Origin of the sequence: Actinotalea solisilvae, from assembly GCF_016464425.1 — a bacterium.
Taxonomy (GTDB): Bacteria; Actinomycetota; Actinomycetes; order Actinomycetales; family Cellulomonadaceae; genus Actinotalea; species Actinotalea solisilvae.
Window position 1 is genome coordinate 25,142 of record NZ_JADDKQ010000008.1, and the last position, 20,896, is coordinate 46,037.

Here is a 20,896-nt window from a genome sequence, read left to right on the forward strand (position 1 = left end):
CCGGGCCGGTGCGTCAGGCGAGGAGCGCCGCGACCGCGAGCATCACGGGGACCGCGAGGAGCGTGGTCGCCAGACCCGCGTCGCGGGCGAGGGCACGCCCCCGCCCGTACTGGATCGCGTACACGAGCACGTTCTGGGCCGTGGGCAGCGCGGTCATCGTCACGACGGCGAGCAGCTCGCCGCCGTCGAGACCCAGCGCGCGCCCGAGCAGGGCGGCGAGCGCCGGGTGCACGAGGGAGCGCAGCGTGACGACGAGCGCGAGCTCGCGCGGGCGGCTGCGCTCGCCGCGGCCCCGGCCGAGCCCGACGAGGGACATGCCGAACGTCAGCAGCGCGAGCGGCGCGGCGGCCGCGCCGATGAGCCGGAACGGCTCGAGCACGACAGCGGGCACGTCCCACGGCAGGAGCGCGAGGGCGACCCCGGTGAGCGCGCCGATGATGATCGGGTTGCGCAGCGTGCGCCCGACGACGCGCCGCAGCCGCCCCACGCCCGCGCGGCCCCGGCCGACGGCGACGTCGGCGGCGTCCGCGACCGGGGGCTTTTCCGCGTCGACGTCACCCGGTCCGGCGTCGCGCGCAGGCGTCCGGCCGCGCTCCGCCTGCGCGTCGAGGATCGTGAACGCGACCGGCGCGAGCACGAGCAGCTGGAGCAGCAGCGTGGGCACGACGGCGACCGCGTCCCCGAGCAGGTAGACGGCGATGGGGATGCCGAGGTTGCCGGCGTTGACGTACGACGACGCGAGCGTGCCGATGGTCGCCTCGCCCGCGGGTCGCCGCCAGACCACGCGCAGCACGACGACGGCGATCGCGACGACGGCGAGGGTGCTCACGGCGACGACGAGCGCGGTCCGCGAGAGGAGCAGGCCGAGGTCCGCGCCCGCGATCGTCACCGCGAGGAGGCTCGGCGCCGCGATGACGAAGACCGCCCGCGCGAGCACCCGCTCGGCGTGCGGCCCGAGCGCGCCCCACCGCGCGAGCAGCCAGCCCACGAGGGCGATGGCCGCCATCGTCCCGAGGGCGGTGAGGACGGCGACCATCAGCGCGCGGGCGCCGGCTCGGCCTCCTGCGCGGCGTCGTCGTCCGCGCCACCCGCCCGGGTCGACGCGCTCGGACCGGCGGCCTCGGCCGTCGCGGGTGCGTCGCCGCCCAGGGCCGTGAGCAGGGCCGGGCCGTAGCGCTCGAGCTTGGCGCGGCCGACGCCGCTCACGGCGCCGAGCTCGTCGAGCGTGCTCGGCAGGCGGCTGGCGATCTCGCGCAGCGTCGCGTCGTGGAACACGACGTAGGCGGGCACGCCCTGCTCCTTGGCGGTCGCCGCGCGCCACGCACGGAGGAGCTCGAAGACGTCCGTCGCCTCCGACGACAGCTCCGGCCCGGCGACGGCGGCCGCGCGACGCGTCGACCTCGTGCGGGCCGCGCGCGGCGCCTCCCGCCGCAGCGGCACCTCGCGCGCGCCGCGCAGCACCTCGGCGCCGGCGTCGGTGAGGCGCAGGGTGCCGTACCCGTCGCCGTCGACCGCGAGCAGGCCCTGCGCGAGCACCTGCCGGACGACGCCGCGCCAGTCCGGCTCGGAGAGGTCGGTGCCGACGCCGAACACGCTGAGGGACGTGTGCCCGAGCTGCTGTACCCGGGGCGTCTCGCGCCCGAGCAGGATGTCGACGAGGTGGCCGGCGCCGTAGCGCTGGCCGCGCTGGTCGAGCCGGACGACCGTCGAGAGCAGCTTCTGCGCCGCGACCGTGCCGTCCCACGTCTCGGGCGGGGTGAGGCAGGTGTCGCAGTTGCCGCACGGCTCGGACGCCTGGCCGAAGTACGCGAGCAGCTGCACGCGGCGGCACGAGACCGTCTCGCAGAGCGCGAGCATCGCGTCGAGGTGCGCGGACAGCCGCCGTCGGTGGGCGGCGTCGCCCTCCGACGTGTCGATCATGCGCCGCTGCTGGACCACGTCCTGCAGCCCGTACGCGAGCCAGGCCGTCGACGGCAGGCCGTCGCGTCCCGCACGGCCCGTCTCCTGGTAGTAGCCCTCGACCGACTTGGGCAGGTCGAGGTGCGCGACGAACCGCACGTCGGGCTTGTCGATGCCCATCCCGAACGCGATCGTCGCGACCATGACGAGGCCGTCCTCGCGCAGGAACCGCGCCTGGTTCGCCGACCGCACGCGCCGGTCGAGACCCGCGTGGTACGGCAGGGCGGTGATGCCCTGGGCGGTGAGGAAGTCCGCGGTCTGCTCGACCGAGGCGCGGCTCAGGCAGTAGACGATGCCGGCGTCGCCCGCGTGCTCGGTGCGCAGCAGGTCGAGCAGCTGCTGGCGCGGGCTCGCCTTGGGGACGATCCGGTACTGGATGTTGGGCCGGTCGAAGCTCGCGACGAAGTGCCGGGCGCCCGACTCCTCGCGCAGGTCGAGCCGCTGCGCGATCTCGGCGTGCGTCGCCTCGGTCGCCGTCGCGGTGAGCGCGATCCGGGGCACGGCCGGCCACCGCTCGTGCAGCACCGAGAGCTGCAGGTAGTCGGGCCGGAAGTCGTGCCCCCACTGGGACACGCAGTGGGCCTCGTCGATCGCGAACAGCGCGATCTCGCCCCGGTCGAGCAGCTCGAGCGTCGACGGCGCGCGCAGCCGCTCGGGCGCGAGGTAGAGCAGGTCGAGCTCGCCCTCGACGTAGGCGCGCTCGACCGCGCGGCGCTGCGTCGGGTCCTGCGTCGAGTTGAGGAAGCCGGCCCGCACGCCCGCCGCCGACAGCGCGTCGACCTGGTCCTGCATGAGCGCGATGAGCGGCGAGACGACGACGCCCGTGCCCGGCCGGACCAGCGCGGGGACCTGGTAGCACAGCGACTTGCCCGAGCCGGTCGGCATGAGGACGAGCGCGTCCCCGCCCGCGACGACCGTGTCGATGATCGCGGCCTGCTCGCCGCGGAGGCTGTCGTAGCCCCAGACCTCGCGCAGCACCTCGATCGGCGTCGGCGCGGGGCCGACCCGCTCGGCCACCCGGCGCGCGGGCGCGGCGACCGGCAGCGGGGCGTCGGCGACCGGTGCGCGCACCTCGGGGGGCGGCGCGGCGTCGTACTCCGGGTCGTACGGCGGCTCGTCCAGGACGTCGTCGTACGAGACGTCGTACGGCAGGTCGGGGACCGGGGCGGACCGGTCCGGTCGCGACGTCGAGGGCACCTCACCAGCCTACGTTCCGGCGCCGACGCCCCGGCCGGCCGTCCACAGGTGTGCGCCGCGCCCGGCGAGGAGCCAGGCTGTCCGGTGACCACGAGGAGACCCATGGGGCCATCGCGGCAGCCCACCTCCGGCGCCGGGCCGCTCAGGCGACGTCGGGCGCGCTCTCCACGCGCAGCACCGGGAAGCGCGCGGCGACGCGGGCGAACTCCTCGACCGGCGCACCGACCGGCACGGGGATGTGCGGCCGCCCACCCGGCGCGAGCTCGACGTAGCGCCGCAGGACCGGCGCGCGGTCCGCGACGGCGACGTCCACGAGCCGCACCGGCTCGGCGCGCGGCGCGTGCAGGATGGCGCGGCCGTCCGCCGCGCGGACGTTGCGCAGCCACTGGACGTCCTCGCCGAGCATCGAGACGAGGTAGCGCTCGCCGCCCAGGCGCACGAGCACGAGGGGCAGCGAGACGGTGCGGCCCGAGACCCGCCCGCGCACGTCGAGCGTGACGCCGCGCCCGCCGAACGAGAGGATGCCGCGCCGGAACTGCCACGCGGCCACGGCGTTCATCGGCCGGGCCATCCAGTTGGGCCCGCCGCTGCGGTACATCCACCGGGCCGCGCGCTGCGGCAGGGCCGCGCGCATCAGGCCACCCAGCCCGGCTGCGTCGCCCAGACCGCGCGCATCGCCGCGGTGAGGACGGTCGCCGTCGTGAGCAGGACGCCGAGGGACGCGAGCACGAGCGCCACCTGCGCGACGCGCGGCGCCGTGCCCGCCGTCCGGCCGGGCCGGAGCCAGCGCCACACGACGGCGAGCACGACGGCCAGGAGCACGAACGCCGCGACCGTCAGCGCGTCGGAGCCGTGCGCGTGCGTCGCGACCTCCTCGGGGAGGTCCGCCGGCGTCGCGGCCGACAGCTCGTCGAGCAGGTCCCCGCCCGCCTCGCCCGCCCAGGCGCACAGACCGAAGGCGATCGTCGCGGCGGCGACGAGCCCGGCTCGCGTGCCGCGTCGGGACCCCGCTGCGAGCGCGTAGACGAGCGCGAGCAGGGCCGCGAGGGGTGCGACGATGACGGCCACGTGGCCGACGACGACGTGGGCGGGCATCATGGCTCCGGTCGGCTCGTTGGAACTTGGTATCTCATGTCCCAAAGGTAGGTCTGTGGCAGGCACCGGTCAACATCCCGAGCGCACGCGTCGCGCCCGTCTGAGCGACGCCGAGACGGAGCGGCGCGTCCTCGACGCCGCGCTCGACGCGCTCGCGACCCACGGCATCACGGTGGGTCTCGACGGGCTGCGCTTCGAGGACGTCATCCGCGCCGCCGACGTCTCGCGCACGTCGGCCTACCGCCGCTGGCCCACGCGGGAGGCCTTCCTCGACGACGTGCTCCTCGCGCTCGCGCGGGGCAGCGAGCTCCCCACGATCGGCGAGCAGGTCACGGCCGAGGCGACGTCGCTCCTCGACACGGTCGCCGACGACCTCGTCTCACCCGCCGGCCGGCGCGACCTGCTGGTCGAGCTGCACCGCCTCGCCTTCCGGGCCGACGTGGGCGCGACGCTCGCGTCCCCGCAGTTCCAGACCTACCTCGCCCTGCGCGCGGCCTTCGTCGGCGTGCCGAGCCCAGAGCTGCGGGCCGCGCTCGCCGAGGCTCTCGCGCGCAGCGAACGACGGGCCGTCGCGCGCGGGCGCGCCGTCATCGGTGGCGTCGCCCGGCTCTTCGGGCTGCGGCTCGCCGCGCCGCTCGCCGGGGAGGAGGGGCTCGACGTCGTCGCGCGCACGGTCAGCGCCGCGACCAACGGGTTCATGGTCGCGGCGCTCGCGGACCCGGGGCTCGTGCACGACACGCGTCCCCTCGCGCCCTACGGCTCCAGGCGCACGGCGGAGTGGTCGGTGCCCGTGCTGGCGCTCACGGGGATCGTGCTGGGCCACCTCGAGGAGGACCCGGGCGCGAGCGTCCCGCCGCCCGACGCGCTCGTGACCGGCCTGCGCGGTCTCGTCGCCGTGGGCGCGGAGGCCGCGGACAGCGCCTGACGCCGGACGGGTGACCGCGCGGCGTCCGGGCGCCGTCGGCCCTCCCGAGGTCGCCGCCCGACGGTAGCGTCCGACGCGGACGCAGGGGAGGCGAGATGTCGGAGCAGGGGTACGGGGCGCCGTACGCGGGCGGGCCGGGTCACGGCGGGCAGCCGTCCGACCTCGTGCCGCCGACCTCCCCGGCGCCGCGGGACGCCGCGGGACCACGCGCGCCGCACCGGCCGTGGTCGACGGTCCTGCTCGTGGAGCACTCGCTGAGCGCCGCGCTCGGTGCTCGGCGCCTTCTCGGGCGGGGACCCGCTCCTGGTCCTCACCGTCGCGCTCCTGCCGGGCCTCTACTGCCTCACGGGCGTCGCGCTGGTGCGGCGCCTGCGAACCGCCCGGCCACCGGTGGTGTCGGACGGCTCGTCTAGCCTGGCCGCATGGCACTGATCGGAGCGCACGTCAGGGACGGTGACCCCGCGACGGCTGGGGCGGAGGTCGGTGCCGAGGCGGTGCAGTTCTTCCTCGCGGACCCGCAGGGCTGGAAGAAGCCCCAGCCGCGCGAGGACGCGGACGCGATCGTGGCCTCGGGCCTCGGTGTCTACGTGCACGCGCCGTACCTGGTCAACGTGGCGTCGACCAACAACAAGATCCGCATCCCCAGCCGCAAGATGATCGCCGAGCACGCGGCGGCCGCAGCCACGCTGGGCGGCAAGGGCCTCATCGTCCACGGCGGGCACGTCGGCGAGGGTGACGACATCGCGGTCGGCGTCGACAACTGGCGCAAGACGTTCGAGCGCGCGACCTTCCCCGTCCTGGTCCTCGTCGAGAACACCGCGGGCGGGGAGAACGCGTGCGCGCGCACGCTCGACCGCATCGCGATGCTCTGGGACGCCATCGGCGGGTACGACGTCGGCTTCTGCCTCGACACCTGCCACGCCTGGGCGGCGGGGGAGGACCTCGAGACGATCGTCGACCGGGTCAAGGCCATCACCGGTCGCATCGACCTCGTCCACGCCAACAGCTCGCGCGACGAGTTCGGCTCGAGCCGCGACCGGCACGCCAACTTCGCGACGGGGACGATCCCGCCCGAGCTCATCGCCCACGTCGTCCGGGAGGCGGGCTGCGACGCGCTCGTCGAGACGCCCGCCGAGCGGCAGGCGGAGGACATCGCGTTCCTCCGGGCGGCGCTCGCGGGCTGAGGCGGGCGGGCGCCCTCAGCGGCGCCGGTACCCGACGCGGGACGGCGTCGCACGGGGCACCGACCGCCTCAGCCGGACGCGCGGGACAGGGGTCGCACGGCGTCGGCCAGCCAGTCGGCGAGCCGCGGCGTCGGTACGCCGAGGCGGTCCGGGTCGGCGTGCGCGAGGAGCCTGCGCCACGACTCGCAGCGCTGCACGCTCGCGAGGCGGTCGGCCGCCTCGACCAGGCGTGCGGCGTCCGCGCCCGGCGCGATCCCCCAGGCGTCCAGGACGGCGTCCCCGAGCCGGGCGGCCACCGCGTCGTCGGGCGCGGGCGGTCCGGGCCAGCTCCCGGTCGCCATGCGCACGGGCACCTGCAGCGCGGCGAACGGGTGCGACCAGAACGCGTCCCCGACGTCGAAGAGGCGGAACCCGCCCCCGTCGCGCGGCACCGCGTTGCCGACGCTGACGTCGCCCGGCTGGAACGTCGACGGGATGCCGGAGCGGGCGAGCTCGTCGAAGCCCTGCGCCACGCCCCTCAGCCCGCGCAGGAGCGCCCGGGCCTCGTCCGGGGCGACGCGCTGCGGGTCGCCGGGCGGGAGCCGCCGCAGCCGCTCGACGAGAGCCGTGACGTGCTCCTCGGCCTGACCGGCGTCGAGGGCGGGCAGTCCAGCGGCCGCGAGCTCGGTGTGGTGGCCGCGGAGGGCGACCTGGAGCCGGGCCGCGTGGGCCACGAGCGCCTCCCAGTCGCCGGTCGTCACGGCGCCACGGTCGCGCACGGCGGGCCCGGCGTCGGGGAGTAGCAGCCAGCCCCGGCCGCTGTCGACCGCGAGCGGCACGACGACGTCGTCGGGCGCGAGCCGGCCGAGGCGGGCCAGGAGGGTCGCCTCGAACGACTGGCCCGGGTTCGTGGCCTTGAACCACACGCGCCCCGCGTCGGTGGTCGCGCTGAGCACGGCGGACCAGAAGCGCACGCGGTGCACCTCGAGCGGGCCGCGCAGCGCGACACCGTGCGGGTCGAGCGCCGCCCGCACCCAGGCCGTCGCGTCGTCGCGGAACCCGTCCGAGGACCAGTGCGCCACGAGGTCGCCCGGGAGCCGGGCGTCGACCGGCGCCGCAGCGCCGGCCACCGTGCCCTCGTCGGCGGCGGTCTGCGCGCGCGCGTCGGTCCGGGTCACGCGACCAGTAGAGCAGCCGCACCCGACGGCGTCGTCGTGCGCCGGGCACGAGGAAGGCCGCCCCCCACCGGGGAGCGGCCTCCGACCTGCGCGGGCGGTCAGCCCTGGGCGGCGAGCAGGAAGCCCGGCCCCTCCTCGGACTGGACCGCGTCGAGCTGCTGGTCGGCCAGCACGGCCGACGTCTCGGGCTCGAGGTAGACCTTGGCGCGCTCGGCGTCGATCACGCTGTCGCCGGCCGGGGCCTCCGCGACGAGCGACAGCTCGAACGACCCGTCCTGGGCGGGCGACGGCGCGATGCGCAGGCCGCCCTGCTCGGGCAGCCCGGCGCGCTCGGCGATGTCCTGGACGGCGGCGCGGGCGTTGTCGGTCAGGGTGAGCACAGAGCTCTCCTTCGGTTCGTCGTCGATGCCGGTCGGGCATCTCGGGCGTCTCCACCGTCACAAGCGCAGGGCGCCCCTGGCAAACGCGCGTCTTGCCCAGCGGACACGCACCGCGGGCCTGCGGTCGGGCCCGGCCCGGGCGGCGGGGGTCAGGGGCAGACGATCCCGAGCGGGTCGCCGAGGGCGGACGCCGCGGCGGACTGGCTGACGGCGAAGAGCGTCGCCCCGGCACCCTGGGCGTCCCCGGCGTCCCAGAGCTCGGAGGCCTGGATCACCTGCTGGGTCTCGAGCTGGTAGGCGGTCAGCCACTGGGTCGCGACCGGGTCCTGCGGGAGGGACAGCGAGCCGAGCTGGGACGTCAGCGCGGCGTGCCGTCCGGCGAGGTCGCGCAGCAGCCCGCCGACGACGACGGGGTCCGGCGCGGGCTCGCGGTAGACCGCGTCCAGCGCGAGGTAGGCGTCGCTGAGCGGCCCGGTCGCCTCGCGGCACAGGGCGTTCACCTCGACCACCCAGGCGGCGAGGGCGTCCTCGGCGGACGTGGTCGGCGTCGTGCTCGGCACCGCGACGGGCTCGCGGCTCTCGGCGACGCTGGTCGACGGCGGCGGCGTCGGGTCCTCGCGCGTCGTGAGGTAGAGCGCGACGGCGCCCGTCACCGCGGTGAGGAGCGTCGCGATGGCGGTGAGGACGCCGGCCGTGGTCGTCCAGAAGCTCGGCCGTTCCGCAGGCATGCGTCCCCCCGACCCGTCCGGCACCCGGCGGCGCTGCGCCACGCGAGGGCGAACACCTTCACGGTGGCGCGCAGGCGGCCCCGGGAGCAGGGCGGGAAGTCCTCGACCGCCGTGACGGACGTCCGCACGCGCGGGCGGCGGACCGGGGACTCAGGGGAGGGTGAGCCGGCAGCCCGACGCAGGCAGGCCGAGGGCGTCGCGCAGCGCCCTGCTCGCCGCACCGCGCTCCTCGTCCAGCCGGCCGCGCTCGGCGAGGTGGGCGCCGTACCAGCCGTCCTGCGCCGCGGCGGTGAGGAGGAACTCGTCCTCCGCCTCGACCGCGGCGATGAAGTCCTGCGCCGGTGCCGCCGCTCCTTCGGGGAAGCGGATCGCCCGGACGTCGGCGAGGAACGCCTGGTCGATCTCGGCGGCGCGACGCATGTCGTCGAGCGACATCATCATGTTCTGCGCGGCGATGGTGTCGGACAGCTCGATGCGGTCCAGGAGCGCCTCGTGCGTCGCGTTCGCGTAGGCCTGTGCCGCCTGGGAGACCCCCGGCGGGGCCGGCGGGTCGCACTGCGTCGCGGCCTGCGGCGCGACGGGCGTGAGCGCGCAGCCCGTGAGCGTCGCCGCCACGAGCAGGCCGACGACGGCGGTCCGGAGCGCGGGGGGCTTCATGGCAGAGGTGTCGACCGATCGACCACGTGCCTTGAGGGGACGTGCCGATCCTGGCGGGGAGGCCGACGTCGGGGTGCCGGCCCACGTCACGCCGCGCGAGCCCGTCAGCGGTAGAAGCCCTCGCGGAGGTTGATGCCGTGCTCGACCCAGGCCTTGAGCGCGGACAGCATGCTGCTCCAGCCCTCGCAGTTGCCGAAGGCGGCGCGGGCGCCGTCGGCGGTCGGCTGCCACGAGCTCTCGGTGATGGTGACGAGCGTGCGCGCGTCGTCGTCGAGGGGCTCGAGCTCGAAGACCGTGCGGGTGCGGCCCTCGGCCGACGTCGTCGCGTCGCCGTCCCACTCGATGACGATGCGGCGGGGCGGCGCGGCCTCGACGACCGAGACGGGGAAGGCGCCCGGGTGGTCGGCGAACTCCCAGCTGACCTCGGTGCCTCCCTCGAGCCGGCCGCGCGCGCCGCCCGTCGTGAAGTAGCGGGAGAGCTGGTCGGGGTCGGCGATGGCCTCGTAGACCTCGGCGCACGGGCGCGCGACACGCCCGGAGACGGTGAAGGACAGCTCGGTGAGCGGTGCGGTGTTGGACATGTTGTAGTTTTACAACATGTCTGGTGACGGCGACAAGGGGTCGGCGGACGACCGCGTCTTCAAGGCCCTCGCCTCGCCCGTGCGGCGGCGGATGCTCGACGCGCTCAAGGCGGCCCCGCACACGACCGGCTCCCTGTGCGCCGCGCTGCCCGACCTCGACCGGACGACGGTCCTCCAGCACCTCCGCGTGCTCGAGAGCGCGGGCCTGGTCACGGGCCGCAAGGTCGGGCGCGAGCGCCACCTCTCCCTCGCGCCCCTGCCGATCCAGCGCATCTACGACCGGTGGATCAGCGACTACATGCGCGCCGTCGTGGACCTGCTCGACCGGCTCGACGCCGAGTGACCGCAAGCTCGGGCCGCGCCGCTGCGCTCAGCGCTGGAAGTACGTGAACCCGACGCTGAGCACGAGGGCGTACGAACCGGGCGGCATCGACCGGCGCAGCTCGTCCGGGCCGACGGTCCGGCCGCCGTCGTCCGACCACGCCCCCGGAGCGGCGTCGAGCATCCCCGCCTCGGGCTGCAGCCAGCCGACCGCCACCGTCTCCCCGCCCGGCGAGCGGTAGGCGGTGGACGGGATGTCGCTCGGGTACCGCATGCCCGGGCTGTTGCCGAGGATCTGCTCGCGGTCGTCCCAGTAGCCCGCCAGCAGCGCGAGCATGTTCTGCGTGCCGTCCTCCTCCCAGCCGGCCGCGAGGAACGACGCGTGCAGCGCCTCCATGTCGGCCCGGAAGGTGTCGGTGCTCCCGAGCTGGAGCAGCACGGCCTGCATCGACCGGCAGCTGAGGTCCCACGGGTCGCTGTACTTCCAGCTCTGCTGACCCTCCGTGCAGCTCGCGTCGGTGACGGCGCCGAGGTGGTCGACCGGGAGCGCGTCCGCGACGGGGCCGTCGACGGCCTCCTCGAGCGCGGCCTCCGCCCGCGGTCGCGCCTCGTCGAGCGCGGCCCGCACCTCGGGGCTGTCTGCCGTGAGGACGGGCCCGCCGAGCGGGTTGCCGCGCAGCCACGTCACGGCGGCGACGGCGGCGAGGACGGCGATGAGGACGCCGACGGCGATCGCCGTGCCCGCACGCCGCGGTCGCGCGCGCGTCGGCTCGGTCCTGGCCCGGACGTCCGCGGTCGGCATGGGGCCACCGTAGTGACGGGCGCCGTCGTCCCGGGTGGCGATCAGGGCGCGCGCGTCGCGCCGAAGCGCAGGCCGTCGACCAGGAGGCGGACCATGCGGTGGCCCTGCTGGGAGCCGGCGTCGTCGGGCGTGACCATGCACAGGCGGCTCACGGCGATGAGCAGCTCCTCCGGGTCGACGTCGGACCGGACCTCGCCCGCGGCGGCGGCCGCGTCGAGCAGGCCGCGGAGCGTCGGGCCGAGGCGTCCGGTGAAGTAGGCGGGGAGCGCGTCGTAGGCCGGGTCGCCCGAGTGGAGGGCGGCACCGAGGCCGCGCTTCGTGGCGACGAAGTCGGTGAAGCGGAGCAGCCAGCGGGTCAGCGCCTCGAGCGGCTCGTGCTGGGCCGCGAGGGTCGCTCCCGCGTCGGCGCACGCGTCGACCTCGCGGCGGAAGACGGCCTGGATGAGGTCCGAGCGCTTGGGGAAGTGCCGGTAGAGGGTCCCGACGCCGACCCCGGCGCGCGCGGCGATCTCCCGCATGGGCACGTCGACGCCCGCCGCGGCGAACGCCACCTTCGCGGCCTCGAGCAGCGCGTCGAGGTTGCGGGCCGCGTCGGCGCGCAGCGGGCGGGGCGCGCGGTCGGTCGTGACCGCGGCGTCGGGCCCTGCGGGCATGGGTGAGCTCCTCGAGACGGGGTCGCTTGCTAACCGGAACATGCGTCCGTACAGTTCCGGACGAACGTTCCGTTCTGGCCCAGCGTACGCCCGTCAGGGCCGCGGGTCCCCCTCACCCACCCAGGAGCCACCATGCGGTACAGGACGCTCGGCCGGACCGGCATGAAGGTCAGCCCCTACGCGCTCGGCGCGATGATGTTCGGGGCCGGCATCGGCAACCCGGACCACGACGACAGCATCCGGATCATCCACCGTGCCCTCGACGCCGGCATCAACCTCGTCGACACCGCCGACGCGTACTCGCGCGGCGAGTCCGAGGTCGTGGTCGGCAAGGCGCTCCGGGGCCGGCGGGACGACGTCGTCCTCGCGACCAAGGCGCGGCTGCCCATGGGCGACGACCCCAACCGGCAGGGGGCGTCCCGCCGCTGGATCGTCCGTGCGCTCGAGGACTCGCTGCGTCGGCTCCAGACCGACCACGTCGACCTCTTCCAGATCCACCGGCCGGACCCGGACACGGACATGGAGGAGACGCTCTCGGCCCTCACCGACCTCGTCCGCTCCGGCAAGGTCCGGGCGATCGGCACGTCGAAGCTGCCCGCCTCCGAGATCGTCGAGGCGCAGTGGATCGCCGAGCGCCGCGGGCTCCACCGGTTCCGCACGGAGCAGCCGAACTACTCGATCCTCGACCGCGGGATCGAGTCCGAGGTGCTGCCCGTCGCCGAGCGCTACGGGATGGGCGTCCTCGTGTGGAGCCCGCTCGCCAAGGGCATGCTCACGGGGCGCGTCCGGCGCGGGCAGGAGACGGACCTGCGTCGCGCGGGCCGCTTCTCGAGCCTCACGGACGCGCACCGCCTCGACGCCGTCGAGCAGCTCGTCCCGCTCGCGGAGGAGGCCGGGCTGCCCCTGACGCACCTCGCCCTGGCGTTCGCCGTCGCGCACCCGTCCGTCACGAGCGTGCTGCTCGGGCCGCGCACCATGGAGCAGCTGGACGACCTCCTCGCCAGCGTCGACGTCACGCTCGACGACGACCTGCTCGACCGGATCGACGCGATCGTCCCGCCCGGGACCGACGTCGGCGCGCCCGACGAGGCGTCCTACGTGCCGCCGGCGATCGCCCGGACCGAGCTGCGCCGCCGCCCGCGCGCCGACCGCTCGGCCGCCTGACCCGGGGCCACGCGGGGCGCGCGCCGCGGGGCCACGGTGTGCCCGACCGGCAGCGGTCTCGGCCGCCTCGGACGAACGACGGCGCGGTGCACCCCGTTCGGGTTCCCCGTCGAGCGGCCCGATGGTCGTCACGACGGCCTCAACCGCCCCGCGCGCCGACCCGCAGGGTCAGTGGTGCCCGCGGAGCTTCATGTGCGGCGGGCGGCCGTCCGGGTCGACGACCGCGCGGTACGCGGGCGAGGCGATGATCCGCTGCCACGGCGTCGGCACGGCCATCCGGTGCGCGCGCAGCCGGCCGGGCGGGCGGGGGCCGACGCGGCCGCCGTCGTGCCAGGCGTCGAGCGCCGCGACGCGCTCGCGCAGCGTCGCGATCGCGACGTCGGGGTCGAGGAGCAGGGCGTCGTCGTCCACGTCGAGGTGCTCGCGCCAGAGCTCGAGGCGCAGGTCGCGCGCGAACCTGCGGGCGCCGTCGCCCAGGCCCGCGGGGTCGGTGGGCTCGCGCAGGTCGCGCTGCTCGTCGAGCACGGCCGCGGTGAGCTCGGAGTCGTGCGTCCACGAGCGGCGGTTGAAGTTGTCGCTGCCCACGGTCGCCCAGACGTCGTCGACCACGCAGATCTTGGAGTGCACGTACACCGGGCGGCCCGCGGCGTTCTCGAGGTCGAGGATGTGCACCCGCCCGGGCGCGGCCTCGCGCACCACGTCGAGCGCCTGGCTGTGCCCGTGCAGCGCGACGGGGATGGTCAGCTCGGCGTCCTGGTCGGGGAACCGCGGCACGACGGCGACCAGGTGCAGGTCCGGGTTGGCGCGCAGCGCGGCCGCGAAGACGTCCGCGACGCTGCCTGACCACAGGTACTGGTCCTCGAGGTAGATCAGCCGCCGCGCGCGGCGCAGCGCCTTCGCGTACCCGCGCGCGACGCTGCGCTCGCCGAGCGGCGCGAACGGGTAGCCCGGGCGGCGGTTGGGGTACGTGCGGAGCAGCTGCACGGTGCTCGTCCCGGCCGGCGGCGGCTCGGGCAGCGGGTCGGGCAGGGGGTTCGGCCGGCGCTCGGGAAGGTCGAGCAGGTGCGGCACGAGCAGCCACGGGCGGCGCGACAGGGACGCCGGGTCCGCCCAGCGCTCGCGGAACACCTCCTCGACGTCGGCCACGGCAGGGCCGCGCACCTCGACCTGGACGTCGTGCCACGCGGGCTCGCCGCCGTACCACCGCGCGAAGGGCATGCGCTGGTGGTCGCCGCGGTGGTCGACGTCGTCGCGGCGGCTGTGCGCGATGTCGATCCCGCCGAGGTACGCGCGGTCCTCCCCGGCGCGGCCGGGGTGGCGCAGCACGACGAACTTCTGGTGGTGGCTGCCGAACGGCCGCACGCGCTGGTCGAGCAGGATCTCGCCGCCCGCCGCGTTGACCGCGCGCGCGAAGCGGCGGTTCTGCCTTCGCGAGAACCGCATCCGGTCCATCTGCGAGCGCCACACGAGGCCCCGGACCAGGACGCCGCGCCGCGCCGCGCGCGTGAGGAGGTCGGTGACCGTCGTCCCGTCGTCGCGGACGAGCTCGTCGGGGTCGACGCGCCAGCCGACGAGGAGCACGAGGTCGCCCGGCTGCATGCGGTCGACGGCGTCCGCGAGCTCGGCGAAGTAGGGGTGCCCGTGGACGATCGGCCGGACGGCGTTGCCGGGCGTCGAGACGCGCATGCGCGTCGAGCGGTTGCCCCGCTGGGACGCGGTGAGGAGCCAGGGGTGCCCGGGCTCGAGCGTCGGGGCCTCGGCGTCCGAGGTCTCCGGCAGGGCCAGGCGCACGCCCTCGCGGCGGGGCTCGAGCCGGAAGGTGGCCACGTCCCACGGTCGCACACGACGGCGCCGGGCGCGCGCAGTCGTGCGCTCCGTCCCCGTTCCGTGACGTGCCGGGCGTCGGCATGATGGGCGGATCGACGCCGACGTGGGGAGATCACGATGGACGCGCAGGACGACCGGGTCGCCGCCTTCCGCCGGCTGCACGAGTCGGGGTGCTTCGTCATGCCGAACCCGTGGGACGCCGGCAGCGCGATCGCGCTCCAGGACCTCGGCTTCCCGGCGCTCGCGACCACGAGCGCCGGGCACGCCTGGACGCTCGGCCGGACGGACACCGCCGTCGGGCTCGACGAGACCGTTGCCCACCTGCGCACGGTCGTCGAGGCGGTCACCGTCCCGGTGAACGCGGACTTCGAGGGTGCGTTCGCGGTCGAGCCGGACGGCGTGCACGCGAACGTCGCCCTGGCCGTGCGCACGGGCGTCGCCGGGCTCTCGGTCGAGGACTCGACGGGCGACGACGCCGACCCGCTGCACCCGTTCGACCTGGCCGTCGAGCGCGTGCGGGCCGCGCGCCGGGCGATCGACGAGAGCGGGACGGGCGTCGTGCTCACCGGGCGGTCGGAGGGGTTCGTCGTCGGCCGTCCCGACCTCGACGAGACGGTGCGCCGCCTTCAGGCCTACGCGGAGGCGGGCGCCGACTGCCTCTACGCCCCGCGCCTCACCACGGCGGACGAGGTGCGGACGGTCGTCGCCGCCGTCGCGCCGAAGCCCGTGAACCTGCTGCTCAACGCGCCGTTCCTCACCGTCGCCGAGGCGGCGGAGCTGGGCGTCCGCCGGATCAGCGTCGGCGGGACGCTCGCGCGCACCGCGTGGGCGGGCTTCCTCGCGGCCGCGGAGGAGCTCGCCGGCGCGGGCACGGTGACGCGGTTCAGCGGCCTGCCCGACGTCGACGGGCTGCTCGCACGCTGACCCCTCCCCACCGGCGCTGCCCGCGCCTACCGTGGAGCGCATGAAGATCACCCTCGAGATCGACCTCGACGCCGTGCCCGAGCCCCGTGGCGCCGAGGTCGGTCGCATCCTGCGCTACTGGGGCGGCGCCGCCCCGCAGCTCGACCTCACGACGGCGGCCGAGCTCCCGCTCATGGACAGCGGCTACCAGCAGGTGGGCACGCTGCGCATCGGATGAGGCGTCAGCGCGCGCGGCCGGTCGCCCACGCCGCCGCGACCACCGCGACGCCCCACACGACGGCGACCGCGCCGCCGACCCGGCCGAACCCGCCCGCCTGGTCGGCGAAGAGGACGGACACGACGCCGAACCAGGCGGCGCTCACCCCCGCCGTGACCGCGGGCGTGCGCCGCCCGGTGACAGCGGCGAGCGCCACGAGCCCGACGACCGCGACCGCGAACGCGCCCTGGATCGGCCAGTGGTTGAGGAACTGCGTGATGTCGACGGGGTAGCGGTCCTCGCGGTAGGCCTGCGCCATGTCGACGAGGTGCACGAGCGTGGGCACGACGGCGATCACCGCGAGCGCCGCGAGCGCCGTCGTGCGGCGGTCGCCGCGCGCCGGACGCCCGACGGCGTCCCGGAGCTCTCCCGGCGCCGCCCGCACCAGCGCCCGCACGCCGGCCACGAGCGCGACGGCGAGGCCGGCCGGCACGAGCTGCCCGAGGTCCGTCGACACGAGGGCCGCGAGCACGATCGCGCCGGCGCAGGTGAGCACCTGGAGCGCCGGGCCCGCCGCGCGCGGCCGGATCGCGAGCGCGATCGTCGGCACGCCCAGGAGCACCGTGTAGAGCAGTCCCCACCCCGTCTCGACGAGATAGGCGTCCTCGAACATCGGCGGCTGGAAGATCGGCACGGTGAGGTCGATCGGCCCCATGAGGCCGATCCACCAGACCAGCAGGCCGAGGACCGCGAGGGCGCGGGCGGCCGCGACCCGCGCGCGACCCACGGCGGGCCGCGCGGCCGACGTCGTCGTCATGGGGGCGATCATGGCAGGGCGGCGGCGCGCACGTCGCCGTGACGGCGCTTGCCCGCGCCCGGCGGCGACCGCGAGGATCCGGGGGTGCTGCGCCCCCGCCGGACCTCCGCTCCCGTGACCGTGCCCGTCCGGTGGGCCGCCGCGCTCCACCGTGCGACGTGCGCGCTGGCCGCCGTCGGCGTGCTGCTCGCCGGGCCGCTGCTCGGCGCGCCCGCGTCCGCCGAGGAGCCCCAGGCGCTGCGCGGCGAGCTCACGGACCTGGCCGGCGTGCTCAGCGAGGGCGAGGAGCGCGTCGTCCAGGGTGCGCTCGACCGGCTCGCGGACGCGACCGAGTACCAGCTCTTCGTCGTCTACGTCGACACGTTCGACGACCTCGGCTCCTTCGCCTGGGCCGACGAGACCGCCGCGCTGTCGGACCTCGGCCGGGACGACCTGCTGCTCGCCGTCGCGGTCGAGGACCGCCAGTACCGCGTCTCGGCGCACGACGACGTCGCGCTGACGAGCGACCTGCTGCGCCGCGTCGAGACGACCGACATCGAGCCCGCGCTGCGCGACGACGACTGGGCCGGCGCCGCGGTCGCGGCGGCCGACGGCTACCGCGCCGCCGCGACGGGGCCGGGCGTGGCGCCGGTCCTCGCGGTCCTCGCCGTCCCGGTGGTCGCGGGCGGCGTCGTGTGGGTCGCTCACCGGCGACGGACCGCACGCCGCGCGGGCGCCGCGGACCTCCCCGCCGCGGCGCTCACGGCGGAGGAGCTCGAGCGTCGCGCGGGCGTCGCCCTCGTCTCCGTCGACGAGGCCGTGCGGGCGTCGGAGCAGGAGCTGGGCTTCGCGCAGGCGCAGTTCGGCGACGAGGCGACGCGCACCTTCGCCGACGTCCTCGCGCAGGCCACGGCCACGCTGACGGCGGCGTTCGGCCTGCGCGCGAGCCTCGACGACGGCGTTCGCGAGACGCCCGAGCAGCGCCGCGCCGCGCTCACCGAGGTGCTCCGCCTGTGCGACGAGGTGGACGACGCGCTCGACGCGCAGACCGAGGCCTTCGCCCGGCTCCGCGACCTGCACGCGCGCGCGCCGCAGTGGCTCGACGAGCTCGACGCGCGCGCCCAGGACGGCGAGCGGCGCCTGCCCGCCGCGCGCTCGACGTACGACGCGCTCGCGGCGGTCCACCCGGCGGCCGCGCTCGTGTCGGTCCGCGACAACGTCGACGGCGCGGCCGCCCTCATCGCGCACGCCCACGAGGTGGTCACCCGGGCGCGAGGCGTGCTCGACACCGACCGTCCCGCCGCCGTCGACCTCGCACGGACCGCCGAGGACGGCGTCGCGCGGGCCTTCGCCCTGCTCGACGCGCTGCACGGCGCGCGCAGCGCGCTCGCCGAGGCGCCCGCGCGGATCGACGCGGCGGTCGCGTCGCTCGCGGCCGACATCGCCGACGCCGACCGCCTCGGCACGCAGGACGCCGGCGTCGTGGGCGCGTCCGTCGCGGCGCGCCAGGTCGTCGCGGCGGTGCCCGAGCAGCGCGCGGCGGGGGACCCGCTCGCGCTGCTCCAGCGGCTCGCCGAGGCGGAGGCGGCGCTCGACAGCGCCCTCATGCCGCTGCGCGAGCACGAGGCGGCGCAGGCCCGCGCGCGCCAGCGGCTCGCCCAGGTCCTCCAGCGCGTCGACGGCACGCTCCTCGCGATCGGCCGCTCGATCCAGGTCCGCGGGTCCGACGTCGGCTCGAACGCCCGGATGCTCTACGGCGAGGCGCAGGCGCACGTCGCGCGTGCGAACGGGCTCAGCGAGACCGACGCCGTCGCGGCCCTCGCCGCCGCCGACCGGGCCGAGTACGAGGCGGGGCGCGCGCGGCGGGCCGTCGAGACGGACCTCGAGCGCGCGCAGCGCAGCACGGAGTCGTGGTCCGCCCGGACGTCCGGCTTCCGGTGGGACTCCGACGACGACGAGTCGAGCCGGGGCGGCGGCTGGGGCGGCAGCGGGGGCTCGTCCGGCGGCGGCTGGTGGAGCGGCGGCTCGGGCGGCTCGAGCAGGTCGTCGTCGAGCCGGTCCTCGAGCCGGTCGCGTCGCGCGAGCGGCGGGTCGTTCGGCCGCAGCAGCTCGAGCCGGCGGTCGAGCTCGGGGTCGAGCCGGCGGTCGAGCTCGAGCCGCAGCTCGTCCTCGCGCCGCAGCAAGGGCGGCGGCGGCCGCTTCTGAGGCGCGCCGGCGGCGACCTCAGCCGCGCGGCGGCGTCGACTCGCGCAGCACGACCGTCCCGCCGACGTGCACGAGCCGCGGCTCGCTCGACGGCGCCGCGAGCGACAGCTCGGCCGCGGCGATGCCGACGTCGACCAGCGGGATGCGCACGGTCGTGAGCGCGGGGGTGATGTCGCGGAGCGTGGTGATGTCGTCGAAGCCCGCGACCGCGACGTCGCCGGGCACGCGCCGGCCCAGCTCGCGCGCCGCGGCCATCGCGCCGACCGCCATGACGTCGTCGACCGCGAAGACCACCTCGGTCCTCGCGCACGGTGCGGGTGGCGCTGCCGTTGATGGCGCGCGACGCGGTCGCGAGGGAGACCCCGCCTCGGCAGCCACCCGGCTGAGGGTCACGGGCCGCGGTGGGCGGCGCTGGCGACGGGCCCAGGGTAGGGCCGCCGCTGGTCAGGGGCCGGACCGCGTCGGAACGCGCGGCGCCTCCTAGGCTGGCGGCATGGCCACCCCGGAGCCCGCCCGTGCCGACGTCGGCGTCGCGTCGCCCGTCGAGGCGGTCGACCGGGCGCTCGTGGTGCTCGAGGCGCTCGCGGCGGCCGGACCGCACGGGGCGTCCCTCGCGGAGCTCGCCGCCGGGCTCGGCCTCAACAAGACGACGATCCACCGCACGCTGGCGGCGCTGCGGCACCGCGGGTTCGCGACGCAGGAGCCGTCCGGCCGGTACGCGCTCGGCGCGGCCGCCACGCGGCTGGCCGACGCCTACTTCGGCGAGGAGAACCTGCCCGCGCTGCTCCACCCGGCTCTCGTCGCGCTGAGCCGTGAGGTCGACGAGCTCGTCCACCTGGGGGTGCTGAGCGGGCGCGAGGTCGTGTACCTCGACAAGGTCGAGCCGGAGCGCGCGGTACGCGTGTGGTCGGCGATCGGACGGCGCAGCCCGGCCGCGACGACGGCCCTGGGTCGCGCGATGCTCGCGCACCGGGGTGCCGACCGCTCGACGCTCGAGGGATACCTCGCGGGGACCGGTGTCGACGGCGACCACGTGTGGGACGTGATCGAGCGGGCGCGGCGGGACGGGTTCGCGACGGAGGTCGAGGAGAACGAGGCGGGGATCAGCTGCGTCGCGGTCCCCCTGCTGAGGGCCGGCGTGGCGGTCGCGGCCGTGTCGGTCACCGCGCCGGTCGAGCGCATGACCCCGGCGCGCGTGACCGCTCTGCGTGCGGAGATGCGCCGCGTCCTCCCGCCCACCCTCCCCGCGGGCCTCACCCTCCCCACGCCCTGACCGCGAGCGCCGCTCGCCTGGCGACCCGTCCGCCGGTTGCCATGCCACCTGCGGAGCCCTGTGCCGCGACACGCCGGCGCGGCGCGGCGCGACGCTCCGCGCACCCGGGGATGCGCGCGGGGGAGTGCCGGGCAGGGCGGAGGGGAGGCTGGTTCCGCGACGCCAGATGTCGTACTGTTCCCGTAGGCGGGACCATCGTTCCGCACCGCGAAACGCCAGGAGACGTCGATGGAGACCCTCGCCCAGCTCGCCGCCGCGCGGCTCGTGCCCGTCGTCGTGCTCGACGACGCCGCCGACGCCGCGCCCCTCGCGGCCGCGCTCGTCGAGGGCGGGCTGCCCGTGGCGGAGGTGACGTTCCGCACCGCCGCCGCGGCGGACGCGATCCGGGCGATGAGCGAGCGCGGCGACGTCCTCGTCGGCGCCGGGACCGTCCTCACGCCCGCCCAGGTCGACCAGGCCGTCGCGGCCGGCGCGTCGTACGTCGTCTCACCCGGGCTCAGCCGGGCCGTCGTCGAGCGGTGCCGTGAGCACGGCGTGCTGCCGCTCCCCGGCGCGGTCACGGCGACGGAGATCCAGGCGGCGCTCGAGCTCGGCCTCTCGACCGTGAAGTTCTTCCCGGCCGGCACGTCGGGGGGTGCCAAGGCGATCGCCGCGCTCGCGGCGCCGTTCGGCGGCGTGACCTTCGTGCCCACGGGCGGCGTCGGCGCGGCGAACCTGCACGAGTACCTCGACCTGCCGTCCGTGGTCGCCGTGGGCGGCTCGTGGATGGTCCCGAAGGACCTCGTGCGCGCCGGGGACTTCGCCGGCATCACGCGCCTGACGACCGAGGCCGTCGCGCTCGCCCGCCGCGACTGACGCACCCGCCCGAGCCC

24 protein-coding genes are annotated in these 20,896 nt (G+C 76.5%); 10 read left to right on the plus strand and 14 right to left on the minus strand.

From position 1 onward, the window contains the following. Positions 1–13 precede the first annotated feature (13 nt). From JIG38_RS08595 to JIG38_RS08610, 4 genes are all read right to left on the minus strand, one after another. Entirely contained in the window at positions 14–1,036 is a 1,023-nt protein-coding gene (locus JIG38_RS08595) for an AEC family transporter (RefSeq protein ID WP_199423372.1), read from the minus strand. Then, positions 1,036–3,156, minus strand: coding sequence for a DNA helicase RecQ (gene recQ / locus JIG38_RS08600; protein WP_372419878.1), 2,121 nt, complete (start codon positions 3,154–3,156; stop codon positions 1,036–1,038). Before recQ ends, JIG38_RS08595 begins: the two co-directional genes overlap by 1 nt. Before the next feature lie 142 nt (positions 3,157–3,298). Then, entirely contained in the window at positions 3,299–3,790 is a 492-nt protein-coding gene (locus JIG38_RS08605; RefSeq protein ID WP_199423373.1) for a nitroreductase/quinone reductase family protein, read from the minus strand. Then, a complete protein-coding gene (locus tag JIG38_RS08610; RefSeq protein WP_199423374.1) occupies positions 3,790–4,254 on the minus strand; it encodes a hypothetical protein in 465 nt (154 codons plus the stop codon). Before JIG38_RS08610 ends, JIG38_RS08605 begins: the two co-directional genes overlap by 1 nt. 52 nt (positions 4,255–4,306) lie before the next feature. Here JIG38_RS08610 and JIG38_RS08615 point away from each other — a divergent pair, with 52 nt between their 5' ends. The 3 genes from JIG38_RS08615 (at position 4,307) to JIG38_RS08625 (ending at position 6,360) form a co-directional block, all read left to right on the plus strand. Then, positions 4,307–5,176 carry a TetR/AcrR family transcriptional regulator gene (locus tag JIG38_RS08615; RefSeq protein ID WP_307844724.1) on the plus strand — a complete coding sequence of 290 codons (870 nt, stop codon included), beginning with the start codon at positions 4,307–4,309 and terminating at the stop codon, positions 5,174–5,176. 270 nt (positions 5,177–5,446) lie between these two features. After that, positions 5,447–5,608: a hypothetical protein gene (locus tag JIG38_RS08620; protein WP_199423375.1), complete on the plus strand. Its 162-nt coding sequence runs from the start codon at positions 5,447–5,449 to the stop codon at positions 5,606–5,608. Further along, positions 5,599–6,360, plus strand: a complete 762-nt coding sequence (locus JIG38_RS08625) for a deoxyribonuclease IV (protein WP_199423376.1) — start codon at positions 5,599–5,601, stop codon at positions 6,358–6,360. Before JIG38_RS08620 ends, JIG38_RS08625 begins: the two co-directional genes overlap by 10 nt. A gap of 68 nt (positions 6,361–6,428) precedes the next feature. Here the strand turns inward: JIG38_RS08625 and JIG38_RS08630 are convergent, their stop codons facing one another. The 5 genes from JIG38_RS08630 to JIG38_RS08650 form a co-directional block, all read right to left on the minus strand. After that, on the minus strand, positions 6,429–7,517 hold the full coding sequence (locus JIG38_RS08630; RefSeq protein ID WP_199423377.1) for a hypothetical protein: 1,089 nt from the start codon (positions 7,515–7,517) through the stop codon (positions 6,429–6,431). A 98-nt stretch (positions 7,518–7,615) separates the two neighbouring features. Next, positions 7,616–7,897, minus strand: a complete 282-nt coding sequence (locus tag JIG38_RS08635; protein WP_199423378.1) for a hypothetical protein — start codon at positions 7,895–7,897, stop codon at positions 7,616–7,618. Between the two features lie 149 nt (positions 7,898–8,046). Next, positions 8,047–8,625: a hypothetical protein gene (locus tag JIG38_RS08640; protein WP_199423379.1), complete on the minus strand. Its 579-nt coding sequence runs from the start codon at positions 8,623–8,625 to the stop codon at positions 8,047–8,049. 150 nt (positions 8,626–8,775) lie between these two features. Further along, positions 8,776–9,282 (minus strand): hypothetical protein, encoded by a 507-nt coding sequence (locus tag JIG38_RS08645; RefSeq protein WP_199423380.1) that lies wholly within the window; start codon positions 9,280–9,282, stop codon positions 8,776–8,778. A 104-nt stretch (positions 9,283–9,386) separates the two neighbouring features. Beyond that, positions 9,387–9,863: an SRPBCC domain-containing protein gene (locus JIG38_RS08650; RefSeq protein WP_199423381.1), complete on the minus strand. Its 477-nt coding sequence runs from the start codon at positions 9,861–9,863 to the stop codon at positions 9,387–9,389. 16 nt (positions 9,864–9,879) lie between these two features. Here JIG38_RS08650 and JIG38_RS08655 point away from each other — a divergent pair, with 16 nt between their 5' ends. After that, a complete protein-coding gene (locus JIG38_RS08655; RefSeq protein WP_199423382.1) occupies positions 9,880–10,206 on the plus strand; it encodes an ArsR/SmtB family transcription factor in 327 nt (108 codons plus the stop codon). Positions 10,207–10,233: 27 nt separating this feature from the next. Here JIG38_RS08655 and JIG38_RS08660 read toward each other — a convergent pair whose 3' ends face one another. Together JIG38_RS08660 and JIG38_RS08665 are read right to left on the minus strand one after the other, a co-directional pair. Continuing rightward, positions 10,234–10,986 carry a hypothetical protein gene (locus JIG38_RS08660; protein ID WP_199423383.1) on the minus strand — a complete coding sequence of 251 codons (753 nt, stop codon included), beginning with the start codon at positions 10,984–10,986 and terminating at the stop codon, positions 10,234–10,236. 41 nt (positions 10,987–11,027) lie between these two features. Next, on the minus strand, positions 11,028–11,639 hold the full coding sequence (locus tag JIG38_RS08665) for a TetR/AcrR family transcriptional regulator (RefSeq protein ID WP_199423384.1): 612 nt from the start codon (positions 11,637–11,639) through the stop codon (positions 11,028–11,030). A gap of 132 nt (positions 11,640–11,771) precedes the next feature. Here JIG38_RS08665 and JIG38_RS08670 point away from each other — a divergent pair, with 132 nt between their 5' ends. Further along, positions 11,772–12,803, plus strand: coding sequence for an aldo/keto reductase (locus tag JIG38_RS08670; RefSeq protein ID WP_199423385.1), 1,032 nt, complete (start codon positions 11,772–11,774; stop codon positions 12,801–12,803). A 168-nt stretch (positions 12,804–12,971) separates the two neighbouring features. On the opposite strand, the gene JIG38_RS08675 is transcribed toward JIG38_RS08670, so the two are convergent. After that, on the minus strand, positions 12,972–14,630 hold the full coding sequence (locus tag JIG38_RS08675; RefSeq protein ID WP_307844726.1) for a phospholipase D family protein: 1,659 nt from the start codon (positions 14,628–14,630) through the stop codon (positions 12,972–12,974). Between the two features lie 117 nt (positions 14,631–14,747). Between JIG38_RS08675 and JIG38_RS08680 the strand changes: the two genes are divergently transcribed. Continuing rightward, the gene (locus JIG38_RS08680; RefSeq protein WP_199423386.1) at positions 14,748–15,554 is read left to right on the plus strand and encodes an isocitrate lyase/PEP mutase family protein; all 807 of its coding nucleotides are present in this window, start codon (positions 14,748–14,750) and stop codon (positions 15,552–15,554) included. A 40-nt stretch (positions 15,555–15,594) separates the two neighbouring features. Beyond that, complete coding sequence (locus JIG38_RS08685; protein ID WP_199423387.1) at positions 15,595–15,771, plus strand: hypothetical protein; 177 nt, start codon at positions 15,595–15,597, stop codon at positions 15,769–15,771. Between the two features lie 4 nt (positions 15,772–15,775). On the opposite strand, the gene JIG38_RS08690 is transcribed toward JIG38_RS08685, so the two are convergent. Continuing rightward, positions 15,776–16,567: a hypothetical protein gene (locus JIG38_RS08690; protein ID WP_199423388.1), complete on the minus strand. Its 792-nt coding sequence runs from the start codon at positions 16,565–16,567 to the stop codon at positions 15,776–15,778. Positions 16,568–16,651: 84 nt separating this feature from the next. On the opposite strand from JIG38_RS08690, the gene JIG38_RS08695 reads away from it, so the two are divergent. After that, entirely contained in the window at positions 16,652–18,751 is a 2,100-nt protein-coding gene (locus JIG38_RS08695) for a TPM domain-containing protein (RefSeq protein WP_199423389.1), read from the plus strand. A gap of 18 nt (positions 18,752–18,769) precedes the next feature. Here JIG38_RS08695 and JIG38_RS08700 read toward each other — a convergent pair whose 3' ends face one another. Then, positions 18,770–19,045 carry a substrate-binding domain-containing protein gene (locus JIG38_RS08700; protein ID WP_372419879.1) on the minus strand — a complete coding sequence of 92 codons (276 nt, stop codon included), beginning with the start codon at positions 19,043–19,045 and terminating at the stop codon, positions 18,770–18,772. Positions 19,046–19,244: 199 nt separating this feature from the next. Between JIG38_RS08700 and JIG38_RS08705 the strand changes: the two genes are divergently transcribed. Both JIG38_RS08705 and eda read left to right on the plus strand, forming a co-directional pair. Beyond that, positions 19,245–20,024 carry an IclR family transcriptional regulator gene (locus JIG38_RS08705; RefSeq protein ID WP_199423391.1) on the plus strand — a complete coding sequence of 260 codons (780 nt, stop codon included), beginning with the start codon at positions 19,245–19,247 and terminating at the stop codon, positions 20,022–20,024. A 228-nt stretch (positions 20,025–20,252) separates the two neighbouring features. Next, positions 20,253–20,879, plus strand: coding sequence for a bifunctional 4-hydroxy-2-oxoglutarate aldolase/2-dehydro-3-deoxy-phosphogluconate aldolase (gene eda / locus JIG38_RS08710; protein ID WP_199423392.1), 627 nt, complete (start codon positions 20,253–20,255; stop codon positions 20,877–20,879). Positions 20,880–20,896: the final 17 nt, after the last annotated feature.